At 63.5% G+C, this 25,439-nt stretch carries 23 protein-coding genes and 1 riboswitch; of the genes, 10 read left to right on the top strand and 13 right to left on the bottom strand.

Annotated elements, in window-relative coordinates; all coding sequences use genetic code 11:
- The first annotated feature begins 37 nt into the window (after positions 1 to 37).
- A riboswitch (TPP riboswitch) is annotated at positions 38 to 152 on the top strand.
- The 6 genes from thiC (at position 148) to HMPREF2967_RS09110 (ending at position 5,800) form a co-directional block, all read left to right on the top strand.
- Positions 148 to 1,950 (top strand): phosphomethylpyrimidine synthase ThiC, encoded by a 1,803-nt coding sequence (thiC, locus tag HMPREF2967_RS09135; protein WP_070686144.1) that lies wholly within the window; start codon positions 148 to 150, stop codon positions 1,948 to 1,950. It overlaps the preceding riboswitch by 5 nt.
- Positions 1,943 to 2,593 carry a thiamine phosphate synthase gene (locus HMPREF2967_RS09130; protein ID WP_070562798.1) on the top strand — a complete coding sequence of 217 codons (651 nt, stop codon included), beginning with the start codon at positions 1,943 to 1,945 and terminating at the stop codon, positions 2,591 to 2,593. The genes thiC and HMPREF2967_RS09130 overlap by 8 nt, the downstream gene beginning before the upstream one ends.
- Positions 2,590 to 3,735 (top strand): glycine oxidase ThiO, encoded by a 1,146-nt coding sequence (gene thiO / locus HMPREF2967_RS09125; protein WP_070686142.1) that lies wholly within the window; start codon positions 2,590 to 2,592, stop codon positions 3,733 to 3,735. The genes HMPREF2967_RS09130 and thiO overlap by 4 nt, the downstream gene beginning before the upstream one ends.
- Complete coding sequence (gene thiS, locus HMPREF2967_RS09120; protein ID WP_070686140.1) at positions 3,732 to 3,929, top strand: sulfur carrier protein ThiS; 198 nt, start codon at positions 3,732 to 3,734, stop codon at positions 3,927 to 3,929. Before thiO ends, thiS begins: the two co-directional genes overlap by 4 nt.
- Positions 3,930 to 3,936: 7 nt before the next feature.
- Complete coding sequence (locus tag HMPREF2967_RS09115) at positions 3,937 to 4,716, top strand: thiazole synthase (RefSeq protein WP_070686138.1); 780 nt, start codon at positions 3,937 to 3,939, stop codon at positions 4,714 to 4,716.
- 25 nt (positions 4,717 to 4,741) lie between these two features.
- Entirely contained in the window at positions 4,742 to 5,800 is a 1,059-nt protein-coding gene (locus tag HMPREF2967_RS09110) for a ThiF family adenylyltransferase (protein ID WP_070565550.1), read from the top strand.
- Here the strand turns inward: HMPREF2967_RS09110 and HMPREF2967_RS09105 are convergent.
- Complete coding sequence (locus HMPREF2967_RS09105) at positions 5,797 to 7,986, bottom strand: YhgE/Pip domain-containing protein (protein ID WP_070686136.1); 2,190 nt, start codon at positions 7,984 to 7,986, stop codon at positions 5,797 to 5,799. The two genes, HMPREF2967_RS09110 and HMPREF2967_RS09105, sit on opposite strands and share 4 nt — an antisense overlap.
- Positions 7,987 to 8,318: 332 nt before the next feature.
- Here HMPREF2967_RS09105 and HMPREF2967_RS09100 point away from each other — a divergent pair, with 332 nt between their 5' ends.
- A complete protein-coding gene (locus HMPREF2967_RS09100; protein ID WP_070686135.1) occupies positions 8,319 to 9,455 on the top strand; it encodes an HNH endonuclease signature motif containing protein in 1,137 nt (378 codons plus the stop codon).
- 184 nt (positions 9,456 to 9,639) lie between these two features.
- On the opposite strand, the gene HMPREF2967_RS09095 is transcribed toward HMPREF2967_RS09100, so the two are convergent.
- The 4 genes from HMPREF2967_RS09095 to rimM are packed head-to-tail and all read right to left on the bottom strand — an operon-like array spanning position 9,640 to position 13,693.
- Positions 9,640 to 11,943 (bottom strand): Tex family protein, encoded by a 2,304-nt coding sequence (locus HMPREF2967_RS09095; RefSeq protein WP_070686133.1) that lies wholly within the window; start codon positions 11,941 to 11,943, stop codon positions 9,640 to 9,642.
- 40 nt (positions 11,944 to 11,983) lie between these two features.
- Positions 11,984 to 12,352: a hypothetical protein gene (locus tag HMPREF2967_RS09090; RefSeq protein WP_070533206.1), complete on the bottom strand. Its 369-nt coding sequence runs from the start codon at positions 12,350 to 12,352 to the stop codon at positions 11,984 to 11,986.
- A gap of 1 nt (position 12,353) precedes the next feature.
- Positions 12,354 to 13,196: a tRNA (guanosine(37)-N1)-methyltransferase TrmD gene (trmD, locus tag HMPREF2967_RS09085; protein ID WP_070686131.1), complete on the bottom strand. Its 843-nt coding sequence runs from the start codon at positions 13,194 to 13,196 to the stop codon at positions 12,354 to 12,356.
- Positions 13,193 to 13,693 (bottom strand): ribosome maturation factor RimM, encoded by a 501-nt coding sequence (gene rimM / locus HMPREF2967_RS09080; RefSeq protein WP_070686129.1) that lies wholly within the window; start codon positions 13,691 to 13,693, stop codon positions 13,193 to 13,195. Before rimM ends, trmD begins: the two co-directional genes overlap by 4 nt.
- Before the next feature lie 33 nt (positions 13,694 to 13,726).
- On the opposite strand from rimM, the gene HMPREF2967_RS09075 reads away from it, so the two are divergent.
- Together HMPREF2967_RS09075 and HMPREF2967_RS09070 are read left to right on the top strand one after the other, a co-directional pair.
- Positions 13,727 to 14,125 (top strand): cupin domain-containing protein, encoded by a 399-nt coding sequence (locus HMPREF2967_RS09075; protein WP_070686127.1) that lies wholly within the window; start codon positions 13,727 to 13,729, stop codon positions 14,123 to 14,125.
- Positions 14,126 to 14,148: 23 nt separating this feature from the next.
- Positions 14,149 to 14,817, top strand: a complete 669-nt coding sequence (locus HMPREF2967_RS09070) for a TetR/AcrR family transcriptional regulator (RefSeq protein WP_070562773.1) — start codon at positions 14,149 to 14,151, stop codon at positions 14,815 to 14,817.
- Between the two features lie 43 nt (positions 14,818 to 14,860).
- Here HMPREF2967_RS09070 and rpsP read toward each other — a convergent pair whose 3' ends face one another.
- Positions 14,861 to 15,370 carry a 30S ribosomal protein S16 gene (rpsP, locus tag HMPREF2967_RS09065; protein WP_070520013.1) on the bottom strand — a complete coding sequence of 170 codons (510 nt, stop codon included), beginning with the start codon at positions 15,368 to 15,370 and terminating at the stop codon, positions 14,861 to 14,863.
- A 294-nt stretch (positions 15,371 to 15,664) separates the two neighbouring features.
- Between rpsP and HMPREF2967_RS09060 the strand changes: the two genes are divergently transcribed.
- Complete coding sequence (locus tag HMPREF2967_RS09060) at positions 15,665 to 17,926, top strand: acyltransferase family protein (RefSeq protein WP_070562770.1); 2,262 nt, start codon at positions 15,665 to 15,667, stop codon at positions 17,924 to 17,926.
- A 9-nt stretch (positions 17,927 to 17,935) separates the two neighbouring features.
- Here the strand turns inward: HMPREF2967_RS09060 and HMPREF2967_RS09055 are convergent, their stop codons facing one another.
- The 7 genes from HMPREF2967_RS09055 to HMPREF2967_RS09025 form a co-directional block, all read right to left on the bottom strand.
- On the bottom strand, positions 17,936 to 19,042 hold the full coding sequence (locus HMPREF2967_RS09055) for a TIGR04053 family radical SAM/SPASM domain-containing protein (RefSeq protein WP_070686314.1): 1,107 nt from the start codon (positions 19,040 to 19,042) through the stop codon (positions 17,936 to 17,938).
- Positions 19,043 to 19,140: 98 nt separating this feature from the next.
- Positions 19,141 to 20,745, bottom strand: a complete 1,605-nt coding sequence (ffh, locus tag HMPREF2967_RS09050; RefSeq protein ID WP_070686124.1) for a signal recognition particle protein — start codon at positions 20,743 to 20,745, stop codon at positions 19,141 to 19,143.
- A gap of 49 nt (positions 20,746 to 20,794) precedes the next feature.
- Complete coding sequence (locus tag HMPREF2967_RS09045) at positions 20,795 to 22,894, bottom strand: [protein-PII] uridylyltransferase (protein ID WP_070686122.1); 2,100 nt, start codon at positions 22,892 to 22,894, stop codon at positions 20,795 to 20,797.
- 3 nt (positions 22,895 to 22,897) lie between these two features.
- Positions 22,898 to 23,236: a P-II family nitrogen regulator gene (locus HMPREF2967_RS09040; RefSeq protein WP_046648027.1), complete on the bottom strand. Its 339-nt coding sequence runs from the start codon at positions 23,234 to 23,236 to the stop codon at positions 22,898 to 22,900.
- A gap of 3 nt (positions 23,237 to 23,239) precedes the next feature.
- Positions 23,240 to 24,625 (bottom strand): ammonium transporter, encoded by a 1,386-nt coding sequence (locus tag HMPREF2967_RS09035; RefSeq protein WP_070686121.1) that lies wholly within the window; start codon positions 24,623 to 24,625, stop codon positions 23,240 to 23,242.
- A gap of 156 nt (positions 24,626 to 24,781) precedes the next feature.
- On the bottom strand, positions 24,782 to 25,150 hold the full coding sequence (locus tag HMPREF2967_RS09030; protein WP_070519999.1) for a Na+/H+ antiporter subunit G: 369 nt from the start codon (positions 25,148 to 25,150) through the stop codon (positions 24,782 to 24,784).
- Positions 25,151 to 25,154: 4 nt separating this feature from the next.
- Positions 25,155 to 25,427 (bottom strand): cation:proton antiporter, encoded by a 273-nt coding sequence (locus HMPREF2967_RS09025; RefSeq protein ID WP_029158995.1) that lies wholly within the window; start codon positions 25,425 to 25,427, stop codon positions 25,155 to 25,157.
- Positions 25,428 to 25,439: the final 12 nt, after the last annotated feature.

The raw sequence follows: 25,439 nt of genomic DNA, 5'->3' as shown, positions 1-25,439 counted from the left end.
ACATCTCCTCGTTGCGGGCTCTAAGGTGGGTGGCGCACTGATACCCCACGGGTGCCCACGGGAAGTGGGCTGAGAGTGGCGCTGATACCGCGCCTGCACCGTTTGAACCTGTCTGGTTAGCACCAGCGAAGGAAGAGAGGAGCAGCCATGACGGCTACCCATACCCCCATTCACAATTCTGACTCCGGCGAGATCCACCCCAAGCACTCCTACTCCCCCATCCGGGAGCACGGCCTCGAGGTACCCGAGACCGAGATTCAGTTGGATGATTCCCCCACCGGCCCCAACGAACCTTTCCGCGTGTACCGCACCCGTGGCCCGGAGTGTGAACCTGAGGTGGGCCTGCCGGCACTGCGCGCAGAATGGATTGCCGAGCGCGGCGATGTAGAGCCCTACGAAGGCCGCGCCCGCAACCTCGCCGATGATGGCCGCTCCGCCGAGCGCCGCGGTGCCGCTTCCCAGGAGTGGAAAGGTGAGCGTCGCCAGCCGCTGCGCGCAAAGGAGGGCAAGCGTGTCACCCAGATGCATTACGCGCGCCAGGGCATCATCACCAAGGAGATGGAGTTCGTGGCCCTGCGCGAGCACTGCGACCCGGAATTTGTGCGCTCCGAAATCGCGCGTGGCCGCGCCATCTTGCCCAATAACGTGAACCACCCGGAGTCGGAGCCGATGATCATCGGGCGGAAGTTCCTCACCAAGATCAACGCCAACATCGGCAACTCCGCGGTGACGTCCTCCATTGCGGAAGAGGTGTCGAAGCTGCGCTGGGCCACGCGCTGGGGCGCGGATACCGTCATGGATCTCTCCACCGGCGATGACATCCACACCACGCGCGAGTGGATCCTGCGCAACTCGCCGGTGCCCATCGGCACCGTGCCCATCTACCAGGCGCTGGAGAAGGTCAACGGCGTAGCTGAGGACCTGACGTGGGAGATTTTCCGAGACACCGTCATCGAGCAGTGCGAGCAGGGCGTGGACTACATGACCATCCATGCCGGCGTCCTGCTTCCGTATATCCCGCTGACCACGGACCGCGTCACCGGCATCGTCTCCCGCGGCGGCTCCATCATGGCGGGCTGGTGCCTGGCACACCACAAGGAGTCCTTCCTCTACGAGAACTTCGATGAGCTGTGTGAGATTTTCGCGCGCTACGACGTCGCCTTCTCCTTGGGCGATGGCCTGCGCCCCGGCTCGCTGGCGGATGCCAACGACACCGCCCAATTCGCTGAGCTCAAGACCATCGGTGAGCTCACCCGGCGCGCCTGGGAGTATGACGTTCAGGTCATGGTGGAAGGCCCGGGCCACGTCCCGCTCAACATGGTTCAGGAAAACAATGAGCTGGAGCAGGACTGGGCTTCGGACGCTCCCTTCTACACGCTAGGCCCACTGGTCACCGATATTGCCCCGGGCTATGACCACATCACCTCCGCCATTGGCGCGGCGCACATCGCCATGGGAGGAACGGCCATGTTGTGCTACGTCACCCCGAAGGAGCACTTGGGTCTGCCCAACCGCGATGATGTCAAAACCGGCGTCATCACCTATAAGCTGGCCGCCCATGCGGCCGATGTGGCCAAGGGCCACCCAGGGGCTCGCGCCTGGGATGATGCGATGAGCAAGGCCCGCTTCGAGTTCCGCTGGCACGACCAGTTCGCGCTCTCCCTCGACCCGGACACCGCGCAGGCCTACCACGATGAGACTCTGCCCGCGGAGCCGGCGAAGACCGCACATTTCTGTTCCATGTGCGGGCCGAAGTTCTGTTCCATGCGCATTAGCCAGGACATCCGGGATACCTTCTCCGATTCGCTAGGGATGCCAAGCTTCCCGGGTAAGGGAGCCATCGATCCGGAGGTCGTGGCAGCTGCCCGCGCGGGCGAGAAGCAGATGTCGGAGGAGTTCAAGGCCCAGGGCTCACAGCTCTATCAGGAAGAAGAGACCACACATGCCTGATCTTCGCTGCTACTTCGTCACGGGCGCGGGTTCGCATGAGGACGTCGTGCGCATCGCTGCCGCAGCGGCGCGCGGCGGCGCCGGGGTGGTACAGGTGCGCTCCAAGCCGATTACGGCCCGCGATCTCTACTACTTGGGCCGCGACGTAGCCCGCGCGGTGGCGCAGACCAACCCAGAAACGCGCGTGCTTATCGACGACCGCGTGGACGTCGCCGCCGCTCTCCGCCACGCTGGCGAGCCGGTGCACGGCGTGCATATCGGCCAGGACGATCTGCCTGTGGCCGCCGCCCGCGCGTTGTTGGGGCCGGACGCGATTATTGGGCTGACCACCGGCACGCGCGAGTTGGTCGAGGCCGCAAATGAGGTAGCAGACCTGATTGATTACATCGGCTGCGGCCCGTTCCGCGCCACACCGACGAAGGACTCCGAGCGCACCCCGTTGGGGCTTGATGCCTACCCGGATTTGGTGAAGCTCTCCCGCGTACCGCTCGTGGCCATCGGGGATGTTACCGCCGAGGATGCTGCCGATCTTGCGGCAACCGGCATGGCCGGCCTAGCTGTCGTGCGTGGCATCATGCATGCCGATGACCCGGAAGCCTATTGCCGCAAGCTGCTGTCCGGCTTCGATGAAGGTGCGCGATGAGTACTAGCTCTGATTCATCCGTCATCATCATCGGCGCGGGCGTCATCGGCCTGGCCACCGCGGTGGAACTGGCCGCGCGGGGCCACGAGGTCACGGTGCTGGATCCGGCACCAGCCTCCGGGGCTACCCACTTCGCCGGCGGCATGCTCGCCCCCGCCGCCGAGGTGGTCTACCAGCAGGATCCGCTCTTCCCGCTCATGCGCGCCTCCGGCGCGTGGTACCCGGAGCTCATCGATCTGGTCGCCGCACACACAGAGGTGCCCACCGGCTACCGTGCCGAGGGAACGCTCGTCGTCGCCGCCGATCGCGCGGATGCCCAGCACCTCACCGAGCTGGCCGAGTATCAATCCCTCCACGGCATGGAGGTCGAGCGCATCACCGTGCGTGAAGCCCGGCGCGCGGAACCATTGCTGTCCCCGCGTCTGGCCGGTGCCGTCAGCATCCCGGGCGACACGCAGGTCTTCCCCCGCCAATGGGCGGCTGCACTGCTGAGCGCGGCCCAAGGACTCGGCGTACGTTTCTTCCGTACGGCAGCCCAATCGATTGATGCTGCAACGGGCGTGGTCACCACGGCCGTCGGCGACTTCGAAGCAGAACAGGTTGTGCTCGCAGCCGGACTAGGCGCGCGTGAGATCGAGTGGGCTGACTCAGCTGGGCTTGAACAGTCCCCGCTGCACCTGCGCCCGGTGTACGGCGATATCCTGCGCCTGCGGGTTCCGGATCACCTGCAGCCGCTGCTGACCCGAGTGGTGCGCGGCTTCGTGGAGGACCGCCCCATCTACCTCATCCCGCGCGGCGATGGCACCCTCGCCGTCGGCGCTACGACCCGCGAGGATTCCCTGTCCTCAGCGCAGGCCGGAGGCGTCTACGCACTGCTTCGCGACGCCATCCGTGTCCTTCCCGCCGTCGAAGAATGCGAATTCCTCGAGGCCAGCGCGGGGGCTCGCCCCGGCACTCCGGATGACCTTCCCTATCTTGGCCGCGTCAGCGAGAGGCTCGTCATCTCTACCGGCTATTTCCGCCATGGCATCCTGCTCACGGCACTGGGCGCGCGCTGTGCCCGCGAGCTCATCGAGGGCACCGAACCGAGCATTGATCTCACAGCCTGCAATCCCCTGCGACACCTCAAGGAGCAACAATGATCCTCATCCTCAACGGCCAGCCCTATGACACGGCGGCCAGCACCGTCGCCCAGCTGCTGGAGGAAAAGGACATCGCTCCTGACGGCACCGCGGTGGCCGTCGCCGAACAGGTCATCCCCCGCTCGCGGTGGGACACCACCCCACTCACCGAAGGCGCGACCGTGGAAATCCTCACCGCAGTCCAAGGAGGCTAGAAACTACATGCTCACTATCGCCGATACCACCTTTTCCTCCCACCTCATCATGGGCACCGGTGGCGCCACGAGCCACGAAGCCTTGGAACGCGCGCTCGTCGCCTCCGGGACCGAGCTGACCACCGTGGCCATGCGCCGCCACGCTGGCACCAAGAGCGGTGAGAGCGTCTTCGATCTGCTGCGCCGCCTGGACATCGCTCCACTGCCCAATACCGCCGGGTGTCGCACGGCCCGCGAGGCCGTGCTTACCGCCCGCATGGCCCGCGAAGCTCTGGGCACCACGTGGGTCAAGGTCGAGGTCATCGCCGACGAGCACACGCTACTTCCCGACGTCCTCGAAACCCTCGACGCCACCGAACTGCTTGCCGCCGAGGGGTTTACCGTGCTGGCCTACACAAGCGACGATCCCGTGGCCGCCCAACGCCTCGAGGATGCTGGCGCTGCGGCCGTCATGCCGCTCGGCGCCCCCATCGGCACTGGTCTCGGGATTCTCAACCCGCACAACCTCGAGCTCATTTGTTCGCGCGCCTCTGTACCCGTACTTGTCGACGCCGGCATCGGCACCGCCTCCGACGCCGCCCTCGCCATGGAACTCGGTTGCTCCGGTGTCCTTCTCGCCAGCGCCGTCAACCGCTGCCAGAACCCGGAAGCCATGGCCACCGCCATGCGCCACGCCGTCAAAGCCGGCAGACTTGCCCGAAGTGCAGGGCGCATCCCGCAGCGCGAGCACGCCCAGGCTTCCTCCACCTTCGAAGGTCTGGCCAGCTGGGCGGACCAGGTCCTGTAGCCCACTTCCTAAAAGGACTGCCATCATGCTCAGTGAGACCGAACTTGCCCGGACCGCGCGCCAACGCCTCCTGCCCGGCTTCGGCGATGCGGCCCAAGAGCGGCTTCATGCCGCACACGTGCTCGTCGTGGGCGCCGGCGGGCTGGGCTGCCCGGCTATCCAACAGCTCGCCGCAGGAGGCATCGGGCGCATCACTCTTATTGATTCCGATTGCGTCGATATCAGCAACCTGCACAGACAGGTACTGTTTGGTGCGGGGGACGTCGGCAAGCCCAAGGCGGAAGTAGCCGCCGCGCGCGCCCGCGAGATTTCCCCCGAGCTCACCATCACCGCTCTTAAGGAACGCCTCGATTCCTCCAACGTTCTCGACCTGTGTTCCGAGGCTGACCTCGTCCTCGACGGCTCCGATACCTTCGACACGAAATACCTCGTCGCCGATGCCTGCGAGCTCACCTCTACCCCGCTGGCCTGGGGTACCGTGCTGCGCTACGGCGGGCAAGCCGCGCTGTGGCACTCCGGGAAAGACTCCGCCGACGGGCGCGGGGTGGGCTTGCGCGATCTCTTCCCCGCCCCGCCCAGCGGCGAGGCGCTCGAGTGCTCGACGGCCGGGGTGCTGGGCGCGACGACATCGGTGATCGCAGGGCTCATGGTCACCGCGGCGGTCGCCACGCTCGGCGCACTCCCGGATCATCGAGACATGATCGGGCGCGTAACCTCCTACGACGCGCTCCCCGGAAGCTTCCGCACGCTGCGGGTGGGCGCCGATCCCGACCGCCCCCTCGTTACTGCCCTACCTGCCCGGCATATCCTGCCGCCGGAACTTGTCACCGGCCACGCTGCCCTCCTTGATATCTCCGAGGACCCCGCCTTTCCTCGTGCCACGGTGTCGCTGCCCTGGCATACGGTCACCGACGATGATTCCGTGCGCCGAGCGCTTTCAGCCTGCGGCTCCGAACTGGTCTACGTGGCCTGCGCCTCTGGCGGGCGCAGCGCTGGCTTTGTCCTGCGCTACGCCGATCTGGCCGCGGACATGGGCATCGAGCTGCGCAACCTCCCCGGCGGGCTCGCAGCACACGACTTCTAGGCGCCGGCCACCGCCGGTCTGCGGAAGAGGTGCTCATCGAGGATGCGCGCCGTGCCGTGGTGGCGGGCGCGGAACACCACGCAGGAGGCCACCAACGCCAGGGCGGTCACGATGAAGAGCACCGCAATGCCCGCCCAGAAGGTGCCATCGTGGATACCGTCGGTAGCGCGGGTAAAGGCATTCTTTGCATAGGACATCGGGTGGAAAGGATGCAACAAACTCAGCGGCCGCGGAATCGCCGCCACCGGCCACACGCCGCCGAAAACCATGACGCCTAAGGCAAAAGCACCGACGGCGAAGACGGCACCAATCTTACGGCCGAAGGTTACGAGGAAGAACTGGTAGGTCGCCGCGCCGACGGCGGCAATCGCTGCGATGACAAGCAACATCATCGGCCAGCTGGCGGGGCTCCAGCCCATCGTGGAGGACATCAGCCCCATGAACGCCAAGACCAGGAAGTTCAGCCCCGCCACCACCCCGAAGGCCGCGAGGATGCCGCGCACCGGGCTCGTAGCGGTCTCCCCGCGGCGGCCCAGGTAATACGGCAGCGTCATCGCCAGGAGCAGCATAACGAGGAAGCCAAAGACCAGCACGAAGAGCAAGGAAGCGCCGCCCGTGATGTTCTTCTCGGTCGGGTCAACCGGGCTGACCACCGTCTGTACTGGGTGGAGGTTAGAGGAGGTGAAGTTGATGGGCACGGCCATGTTCTGCGCCGACGTATCCGGCTGGGTGATGGAGGGGGCTTTGGCGGCGCCGTCGGCAAGCTTGGTGGCCAATTCATTGGAGCCGGCCTTGAGCTGGTCCATACCGTCCTTGAGCTCCGTGCCTCCGGCGGCCAGCTGGCCCGTGCCGTCCTTCAGCGTGCCGGTTCCCTCGTGCAGGCGGGATGCTCCGTCCTGCAGCTGGGCGGCACCGTTACTCAGCTCGCCGACGCCTGCCCGCAACTGCTGCGAGCCATCGGACAAGCGGTGCGCGCCGTCATTGAGCGCCATCATGCCGCCCAGGTACTCCGAATTGGGATCGGACAGGTTGTAGTAGAGCTGGCCGGTGCCGGCGGAGAGCTTCTCCAGTTGCGCCACCATGTTTCCGCTGGCGGCCGGGTCGAGCTTGGACACCAGGGAATAGAGTTGATCGGCTTGTTGGTGCATGCCGAGGCCGCGGAGGACGTCGACAAGCTGCAGCAGCGCCGGGGCCACAACCTGCGCCTGCTTGAGCACCGGGATGAGCATCCCGGTGAGCTGATTGACACCGCCATCGATCTGACCCGCGCCATCCGCCAGGCGGCCGGTGCCGGCGAGCAGTTTGTCGGAGCCGTCGGCAAGCTGGGCGGCGCCATCATCCAGCTGCGCGGCACCGCCGCTCAAGCGCCCCACGCCCTCGTTGAGACGGGTCGTGCCGTCGAGCAGCTGACCAGTACCGTTGTTGAGATCGCCCGCGCCGGCGTCCAGCTTGGCAATTCCCTCGACCGCTCGCCCGCCGCCTTCCTGCAGCCGCCCAGCGCCCTCGTCGAGCCGGCCCGCGCCCTCGGCTGCGGTTCCCAGGCCATCGCTAAGTTTATTCAGCCCCTCGATGACCTGATCGGCGTATTTCTTGGAAATCGCGTTCTCCACGCTGGTCTGCACCTGCGGGATGAGGCTGGAGGAAATCACCGAACCATTCGTGCCATAGTAATCATTCGTGGCGAAGTGAATCTCCGGCTTGACCGGCTTATCGCTAATGATGGTGACGGCCTGCTCGGAGAAATTCTTCGGGATGGTCACGACCATGAGGTACTTGCCCTTGAGCAGCCCCTCATCACCGTCCGCCTTGTTGACCTCGGCAAAGTTCAGGTACTGCGTCTCCATCAGGCCTTCCACGACCTGATCACCGTAGTTTGTGTAGGTGCCTTGCTTCTCGACGCCCGCATCCTCATTCACCACCGCCAAGTCAATGTTGCGCATGTACTTGGAGGGGTCCCACATGGCCCACATCATGGTTCCGGCGATAACGATGGGTGCGACGAGAAGGAAGACGATGAGCACGCGCGACAAAGTACTGGTGGGGCGCCAATCGAGGACGCGGTGCCACCCCATGGCCTCGCTGTCGTGGCCTGCCGCGCTCTGGGTAGCCGCGCTCCCCTCATTCACCAGACCAGGCGAAGCGCTATTCGCGTCTGCTTCCCGGTTGGATTCAGCCTCACGGCTCATGTCTGCCTCCTTAGCGTGATGGTTGAGGTCCGCTTTTATTCGTTTATCCAGCCTTTTAAGCTAGACACGCAAACGTGAGCGAGGCCACTAGGTCATTTGTTTCAACAAACATACCACCGAATAAGTTGGCATTGTGAACTTATAACCATTCGTCGCGTTGTGCCGCGCTGCGCACTACCTGAATTACATCACCCCGCACTCCCTTGTGACGGGCGGGCAAGTGCATTCGAATCGGGCTTTCATCCGGCAAGCCCCTGCCCTTTACAGCTTGTAGGCAGGGCGTTTTCTTCTCCGGTTGCGGGGCCGCGTGGCCTGTTTTAGGCTCTGTGCACATGGGGGATATTGAAACCTACATCCGCCTTCGCAACTCGGGGATTGCGCTGGTGGAAGCAGCAACCAGCACACCCGAAAGCTTGCGCGCGCTTGGTGCCTCGCATGGCGATGCGGCGGAGCTGGCGTCGCTTCATGCCATCTATTTCGGCGATACCCACTTCACCGGCAAGCAGCGCACCGCCCGCCAGGCAGCCCAACGCCAAGGCCACGACCTGGCCACGCTGAGCCTGATTGAGTCCTACACCGCGAAGCTGAAGAAGCAGGTTGACGTCTGGAATTTGCGCGTCGCGCTCGCCTCCGTGCCCTCGGAACGGGTGCCTTCAGTGGCGGCGCAGCGAGTGAAGGAACTCAAACCGAAACGCGTGCCGTCGCCAGGTGTGCGGCTGACTTACCGCAAGAACGGCCCGCACTCGCTCACGGTGACTGATTCCGCGCTCAACATTTCCACCATGCGCAGCACCCTGGAGTCCATTAACCCCACCGACCTCCTGGACGCCACCCGCCAGGTCTTCTTTAAAGAAGGCACAGGCTCGCGGCCGGCGGTGGGAACAAACGTCGTGATAACACTCGACGAGCTCGACAAGATCATCCGCCACGACGGCGATGACATCGAGCTCGAGCTCACCAACGGCGGGCGCATGAGCGGCGCGGAGTTTCTGACCTACAAATTCGCCGAGACTGGCTACGCCACACTGGTCCACCCCACCATCGGCCCGGTGTGGCTGCACCGGCTTTCGCGCTTTGCCAGCCTCGAGCAGCGCATCATGGCCAGCGCGGAGCACCCCACCTGCGCGATCGAAGACTGCAACAAGCCAGCCGATTACTGCCAAGTCCACCACATCGTCCCCTGGCAAGCGGGCGGGGAAACCAATCCGCCCAACCTCACCATGCTGTGTGCCTACCACAACGGCATTAACGACGATGACCCCACCAGCCCGACCGGCAGAGGCTATGTCTTTCGGCTGAAGGGACCGGTTGATTACATCCCGCCCTGGGGAACGCCGATTACCGCGCAGCCGGCCTACCAAGAGGCCTTGAACCGACAGGCCACGAGCCCGACGGGCGCTCCCCCAAGCCAACCACCTGACCCGCCGGACATACACCCATCGCCACCCAGCACTGCGCCGCCCGGATAATCTACGCGGCAGCTTAGCCGTGCACGTCCACACGCCGGACTCAGCTCGGCGCCACGCGGAAACCTCAACGTTCATGAGGCCTTCCGCGCCTTCGGCGATCGCTTCATCCCACAGACTTGTCCAATGCACCGTCCGCGCAGAACAGTCCGCCGAAAAACTCACAAACCCCCAACCGTTTGAACGGTTAGAAGCCGGCCTTCTTGAGGGCATCGGCCATCGAACCACCGCCGCCGCGGTCCGAGCGGCCACGCCCACCGTCGCGGCGGGAGTTGCGACGGTCGGAGCGGCCGCCGCGACCCTCGGAACGCCCACCGCCGTTGCGGCGCTTGGGAGCGGGCTGGCCGGGTTCATCGTCAAGCCGCAGCGACAAGCCAATGCGCTGACGCTCCACGTCGACTTCCATAACCTTCACCTTCACCACCTGGCCCGAGCGGACCACATCGTGCGGGTCGGAGACGAACTTGTGGCTCATCGCGGAGACGTGGACGAGTCCATCCTGGTGCACGCCCACGTCGATGAACGCGCCAAAGGCCGCAACATTGGTCACGGTGCCCTCCAGAATCATCCCCGGCTTCAAGTCCGAGACCTTGTCCACACCTTCCTTGAAGGTAGCCGTCTTGAACTCCGGACGCGGGTCGCGGCCCGGCTTATCCAGCTCCGCGATGATATCCGTCACCGTCGGAACACCAAAGGTCTCGTCAGCGAAATCCGCCGGCGACAGCTTCGTCAACACCCGCGAATTGCCGATGAGCTCCGAAACCCCCAGACCGGTCTTCTCCGCAATGCGCGCCACCACAGGATAGGCCTCCGGGTGCACTGCCGAGGCATCAAGCGGATCCTTGCCACCATTGATGCGCAAGAAGCCCGCGGACTGCTCAAAAGCCTTCGGGCCCAAGCGCGGCACCTTCTTCAGCTCCTTGCGCGAGGCAAACGTGCCGTTCTCATCACGATATGCCACGATGTTGGCCGCAATCGTGGAATTCACGCCGGCCACGCGCTCCAGCAGCGGGACGGACGCCGTGTTCAGGTCCACGCCGACGCCGTTGACGGCATCCTCCACCACACCATCGAGGGTGCGGGCGAGCGCGACCTGGTTGACGTCGTGCTGGTACTGCCCCACGCCAATCGCCTTCGGGTCAATCTTCACCAGCTCCGCCAGCGGGTCCTGGAGGCGGCGCGCGATCGAAACGGCGCCGCGCAGGGAGACGTCCATGTCAGGGAATTCATCGGCCGCCAACTGGGAGGCCGAATACACCGACGCGCCAGCCTCGGAGACCACCACCGGCGTGGGGCGAGCACCGCCGGCCTGCGCGATGAGGTCGGCGACCTCCCCCGCCAGCTTCTCCGTCTCACGCGATGCGGTTCCGTTGCCGATCGCCATGAGGTCCACCGAATGGGCAGCGCTTAGCGACGCCAACTCCCTCACCGCCTCAGCCCACTTCTGCTGCGGCTGGTGCGGGTAGACAATCGTGGTGGCCAGGACCTTGCCCGTAGGGTCAACGACCGCGCACTTGACGCCATTGCGGTAGCCCGGGTCTAAGCCCAGCGTCGCGCGCTGGCCGGCCGGGGCGGCCAGAAGAACGTCGCGCAGGTTGGTGGCAAAGACCTTGAGCGCTCCTTCCTCCGCCTTCTCTTTCAGGCGCATGCGCACGTCCAGACCGGAAGAGATGGAAAGCTTGGTGCGCCAGCCCCAGTGGACGGCGTCGGCAAGCCAGCGGGAGGTAGACACGTCCAGGTCGAAGCGATCTGCGATCATGCCCTCGTACATGGCGTCATCGCCGGCGTCGAGGTTGAGGTGCAGCACGCCCTCGCTTTCGCCGCGCAGCAGCGCCAAAATGCGGTGCGAGGGGAGCTTCTCGAAAGGCTCAGAGAACTCGAAGTAGTCCTTGAACTTCGCGCCCTCGGTTTCCTTACCCTCGACCACGCCAGCGTTCATGGAACCGCTGGTGTACATGCGCTCGCGCACCTCGCCCACCAGATCCGCATCCAGTGCGAAGCGGTCCACCAGAATGGCGCGGGCGCCGTCGAGGGCCTTCTTCGTTTCCTCGAAACCTTCGGTGAGGTACTCCCCCGCCAGCTCGGTCGGGTCCGCCGAGGGGTCCTCGATGAGCTTGTCCGTCAGCGGCTCCAGTCCTGCCTCGCGCGCGATATCCGCCTTGGTCTTGCGGCGCTTCTTATACGGCAGGTACAGATCCTCCAGGCGCGCCTTGGTCTCGCAGCCCTGGATCAGTGCGCGCAGCTCATCGGTGAGCTTGCCCTGTTCCTCAATCGCGGCGAGCACCGTTTCCTTGCGCTCTTCCAGCTCGCGCAGGTACGTCGAGCGTTCCTCGATGATACGCAGCTGGGAGTCATCCAGCCCGCCGGTGGCTTCCTTGCGGTAACGGGCAATAAACGGGACGGTATTGCCCTCCGCCATGAGTTTCAGGGCGGCGTCAACGTGTGTTTCTTTGACGCCCAGCTCTCCGGCGATGGTGGCTGCGATATTCACAAAACCTCTTTTTGGTCGGGGACTAAAAGACCTTCCTACCCTATACCCCGCCCTGCCACGCGCAGGAAGTACCCAACCCAAACTCGGTGTGGCCGATTTCAGAGGTGCCGTACCACAGCGTGTGCGGCGGCAAGCAGTCCGCGACGGCCGCGGTGACTTTGGTCAACGGCAGCTCAGAGGAGCCGTTGACGATGACCCTCCACACGTGCTCACCCACCGGCGGCTGGCCATGTTTATCCATGTACTCGTTGACCAGGATATTGTCGGGCTCGCAGGTAAAGGAGATGATCTCTGCGTTGATATCGAGCGGCTCGACGCCGCCTTCGCGCAGGCGCTGCGGCATATCTTTGAGAACCTTATCCCATTCGGCTTCGGTCATAAGTATTGACAAGTCAGTGCTGATGTCCATCTCATTCCTCCTCCAAGGATTCCACGTACGCGCGGTCGGCATCGCTCAGGTCCGCCGCGTCCAGCAGCTCCGGGCGGCGCTTCCACGTCCGAGCCAGCGACTGCTCGCGACGCCACCGGTCCACCTTGGCATGATCCCCGGAAGTCAGTACATCCGGAACCGCCAGGCCGCGCCACTCCCGCGGTTTGGTGTAACTCGGCCCTTCCAGCAAGCCATCGGAGAAAGAGTCCTCCTCGTGCGAGCGCCGGTTCCCCAACACGCCTGGGATGAGGCGCACCACCGCTTCAGCAATGACCAGCACGGCGACCTCTCCGCCGATGAGCACGTAATCGCCGATGGACACCTCGCGAACGCGGTAGCGCTGCGCGGCATTTTCGACGACGCGCTGATCGATGCCCTCGTAGCGCCCACACGCAAAGACAATGTGTTCCTCGTTAGACCAGGCTTGCGCGTCGGCCTGAGTAAAGGGCGTTCCGGCAGGTGTCGGCACGATGAGCAGCGGCTTATCCGAACCCTCGCTTTCACCATAGGAGCGCGCCTCGACGCCATGGATATCGTCGTGGCGCGGCTTGCTCAGGTGCGGCAGCGCGCTTTGGAGGTCCTGGGTGGAGGCGGTGCCGGAGGAGACGTCGTCAAGCGCCGGCCCCCACACCTCAGGCTTCATGACCATTCCTGGGCCGCCCCCGTAGGGTGAGTCATCGACGGATTTGTGCACGTCGGTGGCCCACTGGCGCAGATCATGCACCCCCACCGCGAGCTTTCCCTGCTCGATGGCCTTGCCCAGCAGCGCGTGGCGCAGCGGGTCGAGGTACTCCGGAAAAATGGTGAGAACGTCTATCCTCATAGGTCGAGCAACCCCTCCGGCGGGGTGATGGTGCAGGTCCCGGCCTCCAGATCGACTTCGGGCACGATCTGCTCAACGAAGGGGACCAACGCCTCTTTGCCATCGGTGAGCGTGACTTCCAGAAGGGACTGCGTAGGACCGTGCGTCACGCCGGTCACCTCGCCTACCTCTTTGCCATCGAGGAGAACGCGCAGACCTTCCAACTCGTGGTCATAAAAGCCGTCATCCTCGGGATCATCCAAGGGTTCGGCGAAGAACTGGGTGCCGCGCAGGGAATCCGCGGCCGTGCGGTCTGGGATTTCCTTGAAGGTGATGAGCAGGCGCCCTTTATGAGCGCGCACCGCCGCGATGGTGAGCTCGTGTTCTTTCTTGCCTTGTTTGCCGTGGAGAACCTCGCCGACGGCGAAACGGGTCTCGGGGGAATCGGTGGTCACCTCGACGGAGACCTCGCCTTTAATGCCGTGGGATTTCACCACGCGACCAATGAGTAGTTCCATGACTGCTAGCTTAACGGGCTACGCTGGAGTGGCATGACTGAGCTTCCGATCAATGATGCAGCCACCTTTGGTGCCGCCACCCATGACAGCGCCGCGCTCACAACGCTAAATTTGCTCGATGAGGCCCCTAAGCCGAACCCATCGCGCCCGAGACCAGCCGTTAAGCGAGTCCTCAGTGCCGACGGAGCGAACCTCATCCTCTTTTCATTCTTGCCCGGGCAGGTCCTGCCCGATCACAAAGCCGCGCACCCCATCACCGTCCAGGTGCTACAGGGCGCGGTGACTTTTAGTTGCGGAGATGAAGAGCACGTGCTCGTTCCCGGGCGCATCGTACACCTTCCAGCGTATGTCCCACATGCGGTGTCCTGCAGCGATCAACCTGCGCTAATGCTGCTCACAATGTTGACGCCAAACACTGGCGTGAATGTCTAGACTTTTAGTATTATTTTTAGATTGTGAGTAGTTCAAAGCCGTATCACCATGGAAATTTGCATGAAGAGATCCTCCAGGAGGCCATCAAGCTCGGCCGGGAGGGTGGACCAGAGGCAGTAACGATTCGCGCGGCGACGCGCGCGGTCGGCGTCTCCCCCACCGCCGCCTACCGCCACTTCAAGGATCAGGCCGCGCTTCTCGACGCCGTCGCAGACGTCGCCACCTTCGAACTCATCACCAAGCTCAGCGCTGCCTTCCAGGACACGGAGGGAAGCATTGTCGACAAGATGATGGCGGCTGGCTTTGCCTACTACCACTATGCCTTGGAGGAGCAAAGCTTCTTTGAGTGCATGATGGCCACGAGCGGCTTTGACATCCCTGGTGCGCTGGCTGCGGCCGCCGAGGGGCCGGGAGAGGATCCGCGGGTCCAGGCCACGTTCAACTTCTATGACTACATGGAGCAGTACGCACGCTACATTGGGCAGGAGCCTAACCGGCAATTCATGATGCAAAATTGTCTTGCTGGCTGGTCCACGGTGCACGGCTTTACGGTGTTGTGTTTGAGCGGCCACTTGGCATCAGTATCGGAAGAATCGATGGAAAGGATTGCGCAGTCGGTCATCGCTTCTGCTATCCGCGGTTTGGATTTCGAGAACCCCTTAGAAGCACGCCCCGCCGCCCCGCAAAACTAGAAAACTCCCCGCACCAGCGGGGAGTTTCTGTTAGGCGAGTAGTTTACTCTGCGGACTCCTCAGCGGAGTCAGCCTCAGCTGCCTCTTCCTCTGCCTTTGCAGCCTCAGCGGCAGCGGCTTCCTCAGCAGCCTTCTCAGCGGCAGCCTTTGCCTCAGCCTCTTCCTTGGCCTTGCGCTTCTTCTCGGTGATGGCCTCGATAGTCGGACCATTGTTGGCCTCAGCCAGAGCGGCGTTGAAGAGATCCAGCTTGGACGGCTTCGGCTCAGCAACCTTCAGGGTGCCCTCTGCGCCCGGCAGGCCCTTGAACTTCTGCCAGTCACCGGTCACCTTGAGCAGTGCGAGAACCGGCTCGGTCGGCTGCGCGCCGACACCCAGCCAGTACTGAGCGCGCTCGGAATCGATCTGGATCAGGGACGGCTCCTGCTTCGGCTGGTAGATACCGATGTTCTCGATAGCCTTGCCGGAGCGGCGGGTGCGTGCATCAGCAACAATGATGCGGTACTCAGCGTTGCGGATCTTACCCATACGCTGCAGCTTGATCTTAACGGCCATGATTGGCTCCTTTTCTAGTCACCGGGCAGTTCAGACACGCGCCGCTTGGTGGCGCGCCGGTTCAACCCTTGGATTTATCCTGCGCGTGACATGCCGGCCGTCCGTGGGCGGTACCGGCGTTACGCAGAAATGAAGTTTTAGGTGTCCTCCATGCTGCACATGGACAACCCCAATGATTTTAGCGGTACGCACGCAAAATAGGAAATCCCCCCTACCGCTTGCATGGTTAGGCCTTACCCCGCGAAAGGGGTAGCCTGTAATGCGGTTATTTCGCTGCCACACAAACCTCTTTTTATGAATAAACAAGCCCCATCTACATTCCGCTACCGCTACGACCTCGATGGCCTCCGCGGCATCGCGATCGCTTTGGTTGTTTTATACCACGTCTTCGTCGGTCGTGTTTCCGGTGGCGTCGATGTCTTCCTCCTCCTGTCCGGGTACTTCTTCCTGGGCTCGCAGCTGCGCTATGCCGCGCGGCCGAACGCCTCCCTGAACCCGTGGTGGCCCATCTGGCGCACGCTGCGCAGGTTGGCACCTGCCCTCGTGCTCGTCATCGGTGTGAGCTATGTGCTTGTTCGGATATTTACCCCGAAGCTCATGAACACCGAGCTCACCAAGCAGATCACGGCGACAGTCTTTTACTACCAAAACTGGGAGCTAGCACGGCAAAACGCCGACTACGCTGCTGCCTCTGCAACCACGTCGCCGCTGCAGCACATGTGGTCCATGGCGGTCCAGGGGCAGTTCTATCTCATGGGCATCTTTTTTGCCCTGGGCCTGGCCGCTTTTATGCGGTTGCGCCCGAAGAAGTCGGGGCTTAAGGCGCAGCGCTTCCCCTCCGTAAATTCTATCGCCGGCCCGATCCTCCTCGTGATCACCGTCGCCTCTTTTGCCTACGCCTCGCGCGACGGTCTCTACGGGACCCCTGAGAATTACTACTCCACGTGGTCTCGCGCGTGGGAGCTAACCTTGGGCGCGGTCCTCGTCATCTACGGCTCGCGCCTAAAGATGCCGCAACATTTGTCCAACGTCGCCACCGCCCTCGGCCTAGCCGCCCTGGCTGGCACCGGCATGCTCATCTCCGACAGCTTGGCTTTCCCGGGCCCGCTGTCGCTTCTGCCCATCGGCGGCGCGGTGCTCATCATTATTGGTTCCGGTGGTTCCCTCTCGCGGGTGCTGACGGTTCGTCCCTCCCGTTGGCTCGGTGATATCGCCTACCCGCTCTACCTGTGGCACTGGCCGCTCCTCATCATCTCCACCGCCGCCCTCGGCTATGAAACCCCTCCATGGTGGCTCGGAGCCATCATCATCGCGGTGTCGCTGGGCTTGGCGGATGTGACGCACAGATTCGTCGAGAAGCCCCTGCGCCAGCACCGCAAACGCCCGCTTGCCGACGACCTCCCCGTCCACCGCGGCCTCGCCGACCTCCGCACCCGGACTGGTGCCCTCCGCGGCGTCGGTGGAGTTGTCGTCGCGGCGTGCACCGTTGCGCTCGTGGCCGTTCAGCCGCTGTGGCAGCGCAGCCTCCAGGAGGCAAACCAAGAGATTCTTGATCCGCAGCTCTACCCTGGGGCAACGACCTTCGTGGAGAACATCACCCCGCCTGAGAACGTGGAGATTAAGCCAGATCCGATTCTCGCGCGCGGCATCCAGCCACCGGTTGCCGATAACTGGTGCTTCATTCCAGAGCAGGAGCCGTCGGACTATTTCATCGAGACGCAAAAGGACGGCGTAACGCCGTGTGTCTTCGGCGACGTCAACTCCGACGTTGAGGTCTACTTGGTGGGCGGTTCGCACGCGGAGCAGTATTCCTCAGCCCTGGATCACTTGGGCCGCGAGATGGGATTCAAGCTGGTGCCGCTCACCCGCGTGGGTTGCCCCATCGAGTTGGGCGATGAGCTCAGCGTCAAGCCATCCTGCGCCGAGTGGAGCAAGGAAGTGGTCAAGCGCATCATCGACGCGGACCCAGCCCTCGTGGTGTCGAATTCGACGCGCCCCGGGCAGGCCTTGGGCCACGGCCCGGACGCCGTCCCGCCGGGATATCAGGCTTTCTGGGACGAGCTGGCCAAGCACGATATTCCTTTCCTCGGCTTCCGCGATAACCCGTGGGGATTCGACGAGCACGGCAATGGCCGCCAGTTTGATGAGTGTTACGTGGCCACCCAGGATTCCCTCGGGTGCGGTATGCGTTTCGAGGAGGTTTATGCGCCCTACGATCCGGGCGCAGAGGTCCTCTCCCAGTACAAGAACATGCTGGCCGTAGACACCTCGAAGTGGTTCTGCGATGCCAACGGCGATTGCCCGGTCATCATCGGCAATATCATGGTGTATCGCGATATGCACCACTTCACCACGGCATTCGCGGATTCGGCCATCCCGCTCATCCGTGAAGCGATCACCCCGTTCCTCAATGGCGAGACCGTCCAACAGCAGCCCCCGGAAACCGCCACGTCTACCTCCACGACGAAGGCGGGCCCAGCACCGTCCACCCCGGCGGCGCCGACTCCCGCCAACCCGGTCCCCTACCCTGCCTTCCCTGCGGGCGAGGCCATCTAGTAGCCGCCGCTAGCGCAGGGCTTCGGGCACGTAGGCGCAGGTGGGGTCCGACGCGAGCGGGTCGCCCGTCATGGCAAAAGCCGTGGACCGCGAGCCGCCACACACAGAAGCAAACTCACACACGGAGCACTTGCCGCTCCACGCATTGGGATCCCTAAGCTTCTTAAACACTGGCGAGTTGGCGTAGATGTCCGGCAGTAGGTGACTCTTGACGTTGCCGCAGTGCAGCGGCAGGAAGCCGTTTGGGTAGACGTCCCCCACGTGGTCGATGAAGACGAAGCCGGAACCCGCGTTGATGGCCATCGGCGGCCGCGGGCGGCGCGTATGGGGATCGGGGCCCAAAATCCGCTCGGTCTCCGCGGTAAGGAAGCGGTACAGTTCGCCGCCCTCGTACTTCTCTCCCCGCTGGGCTTGCAGGACGATGCGCCGATATTGCGGCCCCTCCGTGGTCTTAATGGCAATCCGCGTGGACACGCTGTGCAGCCACTGCATCGCGTCCTCGCGCTCCTGCGGGGTCAGCGCCTCCAAGCCCGTACCGCGGCCGGTGAGTACGAGGAAGAACACGCTCCAGAGCTTGGCACCCATCTCGATAACCCGCGCCAACAGCTGCGGGGCCTCATGGACGTTGTTCTTCGTGATGGTGGAGTTGATTTGGAGGCGGAAGCCCACGTCGGTGACCACGCTGGCCATCTCAATCGTGCGGTCGAAGATGCCGGAGAAGCCGCGGAAGTAGTCGTGGGTTGCAGCGCTCGCGCCGTCGAGAGACAGCGACAGCGCGGACCCTCCCGCCGCGCGCAGGCCCTCGAGGCGCTCGCGCGTCAAACGGGGCGTGACCGACGGCGAAAGCGACACGTTGAGTCCCAGGGACGTGCCGTAGGCGGTGAGCTCTTCCAGGTCGCCGCGCTCAAACGGATCCCCTCCCGTGAGCACCACGAGCGGGCGTGGCTTGTCGTAGCTGGCCAGGGAATCCAGCAGTGCCTTGCCTTCGGCGGTAGTGAGCTGGCCCGGTGCGGGGTCGTGCTGGGCGTCGGCCCGGCAGTGCTGGCACACCAGCTGGCAGGCACGGGTGACCTCCCAGATGGCGATGAACGGTTTGGTAGTGATGTCGTGGCGCATCTGGCGCACCACAGGGCTGGCCTTCACAGTGAGGACCTTTCCACGCGAGAACAGTTTTATCCAACTTTAGTCGGACATATTGTCGCGTGGGTAATCTCCTACTTCTTCTTGCCTTGGCCAAAGTCCAGGTTGTTGAGGTCGATATTCTCCATGCCCTTCGGCATCTTGATATCGCCTAGCCCGGGCATGCCGCCGCCGAGCTGCTCCTGCATCTTCTGCAGCTCCTGCATCGACGGCATACCGCCGCCCATGCCTGGCATTCCGCCGCCACCACGACGCTTCGGCGGCTTGCGCTTGCCGTTCTTGCCCTTGCGGCCCTTCGGCTTCTTCTTAGTAGCCGAGCGCCCGCCGCCCATGCCCGGCATGCCGAAGCGGCCGGCCATCTGGGACATCATCTTCTTGGCTTCGGTAAAACGCTCAATGAGCTGGTTGACGTCAGAGACAGCTACACCAGAGCCCAGCGCAATACGCTTGCGGCGCGAAGCGTTGAGAATCTTCGGGTTCTCGCGCTCCTCCGGGGTCATACCGCGGATGATGGCCTGGATGCGGTCGAGCTGCTTCTCGTCGACCATGTCGGCGATCTGGTTCATCTTGTTACCGCCCGGCATCATCTTGAGCAGGTTGCCCATCGGCCCCAGGTTGCGGACCATGAGCATCATGTCCAAGAAGTCATTGAGCGTCATCTCGCCGGAGCCCATCTTCTTGGCGGCTTCCTCCGCCTTGGACTGATCCAGCTTGGACTCCGCCTGCTCGATAAGCGTCAGCAGGTCACCCATGCCCAGGATGCGCGAGGACATGCGCTCCGGGTGGAAGACGTCGAAGTCATCGAGCTTCTCACCGGTGGAGGCGAACATGATGGGCTTGCCCGTGACCTCACGGATGGACAGGGCCGCACCACCGCGGGCGTCGCCGTCCAGCTTGGTCAGAACGACGCCGGTGAAGTCGACGCCGTCGCGGAAGGCCTCGGCGGTCTGCACGGCATCCTGGCCGATCATGGAGTCGATGACGAAGAGGACTTCGTCCGGGTTGACGGCGTCGCGGATATTGCGAGCCTGCGTCATCAGGGTTTCATCGATGCCGAGGCGGCCGGCGGTATCGATGATGACGATATCGTGCTGCGTGCGCTTGGCTTCCTCAATTCCGCGCTTGGCGACGTCCACCGGATCCCCGTGCGAGGTACCCATCTCATGCTCGTGAGAATCCAGGGAGGTACCCGGATCCGGAGCGTAGACATCGACCCCGGCGCGCTCGCCGACGATCTGCAGCTGCTGCACCGCACCCGGGCGCTGAAGGTCACAAGCCACCAACATCGGGGTGTGCCCCTTGGAAGCCAGGTGCTTGGATAGCTTGCCCGCCAAGGTGGTCTTACCAGCACCTTGGAGACCGGCGAGCATGATGACCGTCGGCGGATTCTTGGCTAGGTTCAGGCGGCGGGTCTCGCCGCCGAGGATCTCGATGAGTTCCTCGTTGACGATCTTGACCACTTGCTGCGCAGGGTTGAGTGCCTCGGAGACCTCGGCGCCTGCCGCGCGCTCCTTGATGCGCTTGATGAAGCCGCGCACGACGTTGAGCGAGACGTCCGCCTCCAGCAACGCAAGGCGGATTTCGCGCGCTGTGGCGTTGATGTCCGCCTCGGTCAGCTTGCCCTTGCCGCGCAGGCCGGACAGGGCTGATTGCAAGCGGTCAGACAAAGACTCAAACACGTTAGAGTGCTCCCTCAACTATCGTGGATAAATTTATAACTTCCCCAGCTTAGCCGTTGACCAGTGCTTGGGTCACATTCCGGACGAGGGTGGCACGGGGGACGTCGCCAAGCGGCACGGCGTGAAGCACCATCGTGGCGCCCGGTGTGGTGGTGGATAGCCACTCGCACTCCGGAAGCAGCGCGAGCACGTGTCCGAGGGTACCCGGGTAGTCATCGATTCTGAGCTCGAAGACGCCCCTGGTCCACATGGCGGTCGCAGGCCCCGGTACGAAATCGGGCAGCACGGTATAGGTTCCGGACTTATAAGACTGCACCAAGCGCTCCTCCACCGTCGTGAGATCGATGGCGCCGTGGAGCGCACGGATGTCGAACTCGCCGGCGTAGCCCTCCTCCGTGCGCACCAAGCGCGAGGACAGGATGTTCCACCCCAAGGCAGCGATAAGCGCTAGTGGACGCACAGCCTCCCGCTGGTAGCTGCCGCGCCACAGGACGGTGAAGCTATCATCCTCCGGGTTGTGGCGCAGGCCGATGTCGCGGTCAACGGCCACCAGCGGCCGCACCGGACTCAGGGCCTCCAGCTGCGCAAAAGCGCGGGCGCTGACCGCCTCGATTCCATTCTCGAGCCTGCGGTTCCACACGCCTGGGCCGGTGGATTCGGCATCGGTGCGGGCGAGCACGACGAGGAGCGCCAGGGTCAGGTAGTCATAACGCACGGCTTCGAGAAGCTCATCGCGGGCTTCGTCGGAGTAAGGGTCCGTGCGGGAGACGATGCGCGCCAGAGTCGTGTGCTCTGCCACCACGGTTTGCACGCGGGAGCGATCCGCCAGGTCGAGGCCCAGCTTGGCGGCAGCGCACGCCACCATCTCAGCTCCCACGAGTTCGTGCGGGCGGCCGTAACCTTTGCCAATGTCGTGGTAGAGCCCCACCAAGAGCAGTAGATCGGGCCTCGCTACGGACGTGCGAGCTTCAGCGCACCGAGCGACGGTAAGGATGGAGTGATAGTCCACGGTATGAGAGTGCGTGCGCTCCCGCGGCAACAAGCCGCGGATGTGCTCCCACTCCGGAACGACTCGCTCCCACAAACCATGGGCGTCCATCTCTTGGATAAGGCGCGGGGTATTGAGCGGTGAGGACAACAGGCTGAAGAAGGCATCCGTTGCTCCTGCGGGCCAGCGCTGCGGCAGGTCTGGCAGCTCGCGTAGTTGTTCCCAAACGTGGGCGGGCACGCTCCTGCCCGAGCGTGCTGCTGCGGCGGCGACGCGCAGGAGCAGCCAGGGCTCGTCTAGGTCTGCGGTGCGGGCGAGCCTGATTTCGCCGCCTACATCCACGACACCGATGTCGAGGGGTTTGCGAGTGCGGTTGTGGCTGCGCTTGGCCACCACTCCCCTAGCCGTCGCGAGCGCCCTCTCGACGGCCCTATCCACCGCCGCGGCGGCGGTGACGACGGCCGCTGATAATTCATAACGGTCGGCAAAGCCCATCTCGTGTGCGATCTCCGCGGCGAATTCTGGGTCGAGGATGTCGCGGTGGCGGCGGGCGGTGACGTGGAGGAGCGTGCGGACGTCGAGAAGCAGGGCCTGCTCCTCCTCGAGCGCTGGGGCGTCCGCGAGGTTTCCTAAGGCGAGGGCCCGGAGGAATTGGATATCGCGCAGACCGCCGCGCCCATTCTTAATATCCGGGTGGGTCATCGTGGCCAAGGTGCCGGAGCGACGCCAGCGCGTAATGGCGAGGTCGACGAAAGCATCGAAGTTACTCTGCAACAGGCGGCGCCACGAGGCATAGACCTGGGCGCGGGTGGAATCCACCAGCTGCTTGTCTCCGGCGACGAAGGCCAGATCGAGTTGCGCGAAGCCGGCGGCGGGATCGGAACCGGCGATGGCGCCGAATTCGCTCGGGGTGCGCACCGCATAATCGAGCCGGTACTTGGCGTCCCAGATGGGGTACCAGATTTCGGAGACGACGTCCTCGGGAAGCTCGGTGTCATCCGGGTGGAGGAGAATCAGGTCGAGATCCGAAAAAGGGGTCATCGCCCGCCGGGCAAAAGAACCCGTGGCGGCAAGCGCACAGCCGGGCGGAAGCTGCAGGGACTGTGTGAGGCGCAGCGCCGAAGCGTAGGCGTCCTCACGCAGTTGGGCGGCCGTAGACACCTTTTAGAGAGCGGCCTCGCCGCGTTCACCGGTGCGTACGCGGATGACGTCCTCGACGTGCGTGATCCAAATCTTGCCGTCACCGATCTTGCCGGTGTAGGCGGCGTCGACGATAGCGGAGAGGATGTCCTCCACCTGCTCGTCGGCCGTCACCACCTCAAGCTTGACCTTGGGTACGAAATCGGTGGCGTACTCGGCGCCGCGGTAGACCTCGCTGTGGCCGCGCTGCTGACCAAAACCCTGGGTCTCGGTCACGGTCAGGCCGTGCACGTCGTGCTGTTCGAGGGCTTCACGGATGTCCGGCAGCGTGAACGGTTTGACGATGGCAGTGATGAGCTTCATCTGTTACTCCTTAGCTCCGGCGGTGTCGACCCGCGGCTGGACGGTAGGTGCAGGGTTAATCCTAGCGTCGTGGGTGTGGCGACGGTGAGACGCCACGGACTCACGGAAGTCATAGGCGGACTCGCGGTGCTCGCTCAGGTCGATACCCTGTGCTTCATCCTCGATTCGCCAGCCCATGGTGGCGCGGATGAGGAGCGCCGCAAGCAGGGTGACGAGCCCCGACACCAGCATCGCCACAACCGCAATCAGCGTTTGAACGACGAGCAGCTTGAGCCCTTCAGTGAAGTGACCGGTGAGGATGCCGTTATCCGTAGCGAAGAAGGCTAGGCCAATCGTGCCCCACAGTCCTGCGCACAGGTGCACCCCGACGACGTCCAGGGAATCATCAAAGCCCCAGCGGTACTTCAGGCTGATGCACAGGCAGGCGATAATCCCGCCGAGGAAGCCGAGGGCGATGGAACCGAGCGGATTCAGTGCTCCTGCCGCCGGGGTGATGGCGACGAGGCCTGCGATAGCTCCGGATGCAGCGCCGAGTGAAGTGGCGGCACGGTCACGGATTCGCTCCACCAACATCCAGCCGAGCATCGCGGCGGCCGCAGCAACGGTGGTATTCAACCACGCCACACCTGCAAGGCCATCCGCAGCGAAGGCAGAACCGCCATTGAAACCGAACCAGCCGAACCACAGCAACGCGGCGCCGAGCATCACCATCGGGAGGTTGTGCGGCCTATCGACGTGCTTCGGGAAGCCCGCGCGCGGGCCCACGACGATGGCCAGAACTAGGGCAGCTGCGCCGGCAGAAATGTGCACGACGGTACCGCCCGCGAAGTCGATGGGAGCGATGAGCGCCTCACCTTTCGAGACACCGAAGAGCCACGCCGCGAGCGAGCGCGGGGCGTGGGAGAGAATTCCCCCGCCCCACACCATGTGGGCGAGCGGGAAGTAGGCGAAGGTTACCCAGATACCCACGAAGGTTAACCAGGCCGAAAACTTCACGCGGCCGGCGATGGCACCGGAGATAATAGCCGTCGAAATAATGGCGAAGGTGGCTTGGAAGCCGATATCGATGACGGCGGGGTAACCAGAACTACCAAGGAGATACTCGTTGGAAGGTCCTGCAATCTGGCCACGCAAGCCCCACGCTTCAAACGGGTTGCCCACGATACCTGCAAAAGAGCTTCCCGCATAGGACATGGACCAGCCCCACAAGACATAGAGCACAGGCACAAGCGCGAGCGCGCCGAAGGACATCATCATCATGTTAAGGACATGGCGATTGCCCGCCATGCCGCCATAAAACAACGCCAATCCGGGGGTCATGAGCAACACCAATGATGCGCTGATCAGCATCCACGCTGCATCACCGGAAGAGAATGCATCAGGAGTCATACTTCAACTAACCCCTTTTCTATAGATTGATAGGTACAATTCCCAAAATATCTTTAGCTCTATAGTTTTGGGAAGAAGGATGAGTCCTAGATCACATTTGGGATCCAAAAAACGGCGAAGGCAATGTTGCCCTCGCCGCTCAGTTAAACGAGCTCCCTAGATTTCCTCCTCGGAAGCTTCCACGGTCTGTGCTTGCTGGCGCATACGTTTGGCGTACTTCACGTCGGTGACGGTCACGCCGTAGATGGAACGGCCCATGTAAAAAGAGCCCACCGAACCGATGATCCACACGCCGAAACAAGCAATGAGGACACGGACCAGCGACCACAGCGAGAACCCGTTCTCGGCAAAGTCAACGACCAGCTTCGCCACGAGCAGAAGAGGAACGGCCAACCCGACCGTCGGCCCCAGTAGGTTGACTCGGGTCAGAGCATCGGGCGCGCGCCACAAAGCGATGGCCGTCGCGATAACCAGGACCGTGGCCACAACCAGCAGAACCGAAGCAATAATCTCCGCGATAGTCATGGTTTTACCTCCTGCCCTTCGAGATGATGCGGGCCATCGACAACGTCGGCAGCACGCCCGCCGCGATGCCCGCGAGCATTGCGATGTCGTAGACGATGGACGCGTGGTTGGTCATGGCCCATGCAAAGTACATGCACATCATGCCGTAGAAGACCATGTCACTCATCACGGTGCGGGTGAGCTCATCGCGGGAGCGCAACGCCAGCACCAACGCCGAGCACACCGATGCGCCAATGAGGAACACACAGACAAAGACAACCCATTGAAAGGCGCTCATCGAGGAAAAATC

The sequence above is a fragment of the Corynebacterium sp. HMSC059E07 genome (assembly GCF_001814395.1).
GTDB classification, from domain to species: domain Bacteria; phylum Actinomycetota; class Actinomycetes; order Mycobacteriales; family Mycobacteriaceae; genus Corynebacterium; species Corynebacterium hesseae.
Note: the sequence above shows the minus strand (reverse complement) of the source record. Positions and strands in the feature narration are given on the sequence as shown.

Bases quoted from the DNA above. Each gene is read 5' to 3' on its own strand.
- thiC (WP_070686144.1), top strand. From the start codon at position 148: ATGACGGCTACCCATACCCCCATTCACAATTCTGACTCCGGCGAGATC.
- HMPREF2967_RS09130 (WP_070562798.1), top strand. From the start codon at position 1,943: ATGCCTGATCTTCGCTGCTACTTCGTCACGGGCGCGGGTTCGCATGAG.
- thiO (WP_070686142.1), top strand. From the start codon at position 2,590: ATGAGTACTAGCTCTGATTCATCCGTCATCATCATCGGCGCGGGCGTC.
- thiS (WP_070686140.1), top strand. From the start codon at position 3,732: ATGATCCTCATCCTCAACGGCCAGCCCTATGACACGGCGGCCAGCACC.
- HMPREF2967_RS09115 (WP_070686138.1), top strand. From the start codon at position 3,937: ATGCTCACTATCGCCGATACCACCTTTTCCTCCCACCTCATCATGGGC.
- HMPREF2967_RS09110 (WP_070565550.1), top strand. From the start codon at position 4,742: ATGCTCAGTGAGACCGAACTTGCCCGGACCGCGCGCCAACGCCTCCTG.
- HMPREF2967_RS09105 (WP_070686136.1), bottom strand. From the start codon at position 7,986: ATGAGCCGTGAGGCTGAATCCAACCGGGAAGCAGACGCGAATAGCGCT.
- HMPREF2967_RS09100 (WP_070686135.1), top strand. From the start codon at position 8,319: ATGGGGGATATTGAAACCTACATCCGCCTTCGCAACTCGGGGATTGCG.
- HMPREF2967_RS09090 (WP_070533206.1), bottom strand. From the start codon at position 12,352: ATGGACATCAGCACTGACTTGTCAATACTTATGACCGAAGCCGAATGG.
- trmD (WP_070686131.1), bottom strand. From the start codon at position 13,196: ATGAGGATAGACGTTCTCACCATTTTTCCGGAGTACCTCGACCCGCTG.
- rimM (WP_070686129.1), bottom strand. From the start codon at position 13,693: ATGGAACTACTCATTGGTCGCGTGGTGAAATCCCACGGCATTAAAGGC.
- HMPREF2967_RS09075 (WP_070686127.1), top strand. From the start codon at position 13,727: ATGACTGAGCTTCCGATCAATGATGCAGCCACCTTTGGTGCCGCCACC.
- rpsP (WP_070520013.1), bottom strand. From the start codon at position 15,370: ATGGCCGTTAAGATCAAGCTGCAGCGTATGGGTAAGATCCGCAACGCT.
- HMPREF2967_RS09060 (WP_070562770.1), top strand. From the start codon at position 15,665: ATGAATAAACAAGCCCCATCTACATTCCGCTACCGCTACGACCTCGAT.
- HMPREF2967_RS09055 (WP_070686314.1), bottom strand. From the start codon at position 19,042: ATGCGCCACGACATCACTACCAAACCGTTCATCGCCATCTGGGAGGTC.
- HMPREF2967_RS09040 (WP_046648027.1), bottom strand. From the start codon at position 23,236: ATGAAGCTCATCACTGCCATCGTCAAACCGTTCACGCTGCCGGACATC.
- HMPREF2967_RS09035 (WP_070686121.1), bottom strand. From the start codon at position 24,625: ATGACTCCTGATGCATTCTCTTCCGGTGATGCAGCGTGGATGCTGATC.
- HMPREF2967_RS09030 (WP_070519999.1), bottom strand. From the start codon at position 25,150: ATGACTATCGCGGAGATTATTGCTTCGGTTCTGCTGGTTGTGGCCACG.
- HMPREF2967_RS09025 (WP_029158995.1), bottom strand. From the start codon at position 25,427: ATGAGCGCCTTTCAATGGGTTGTCTTTGTCTGTGTGTTCCTCATTGGC.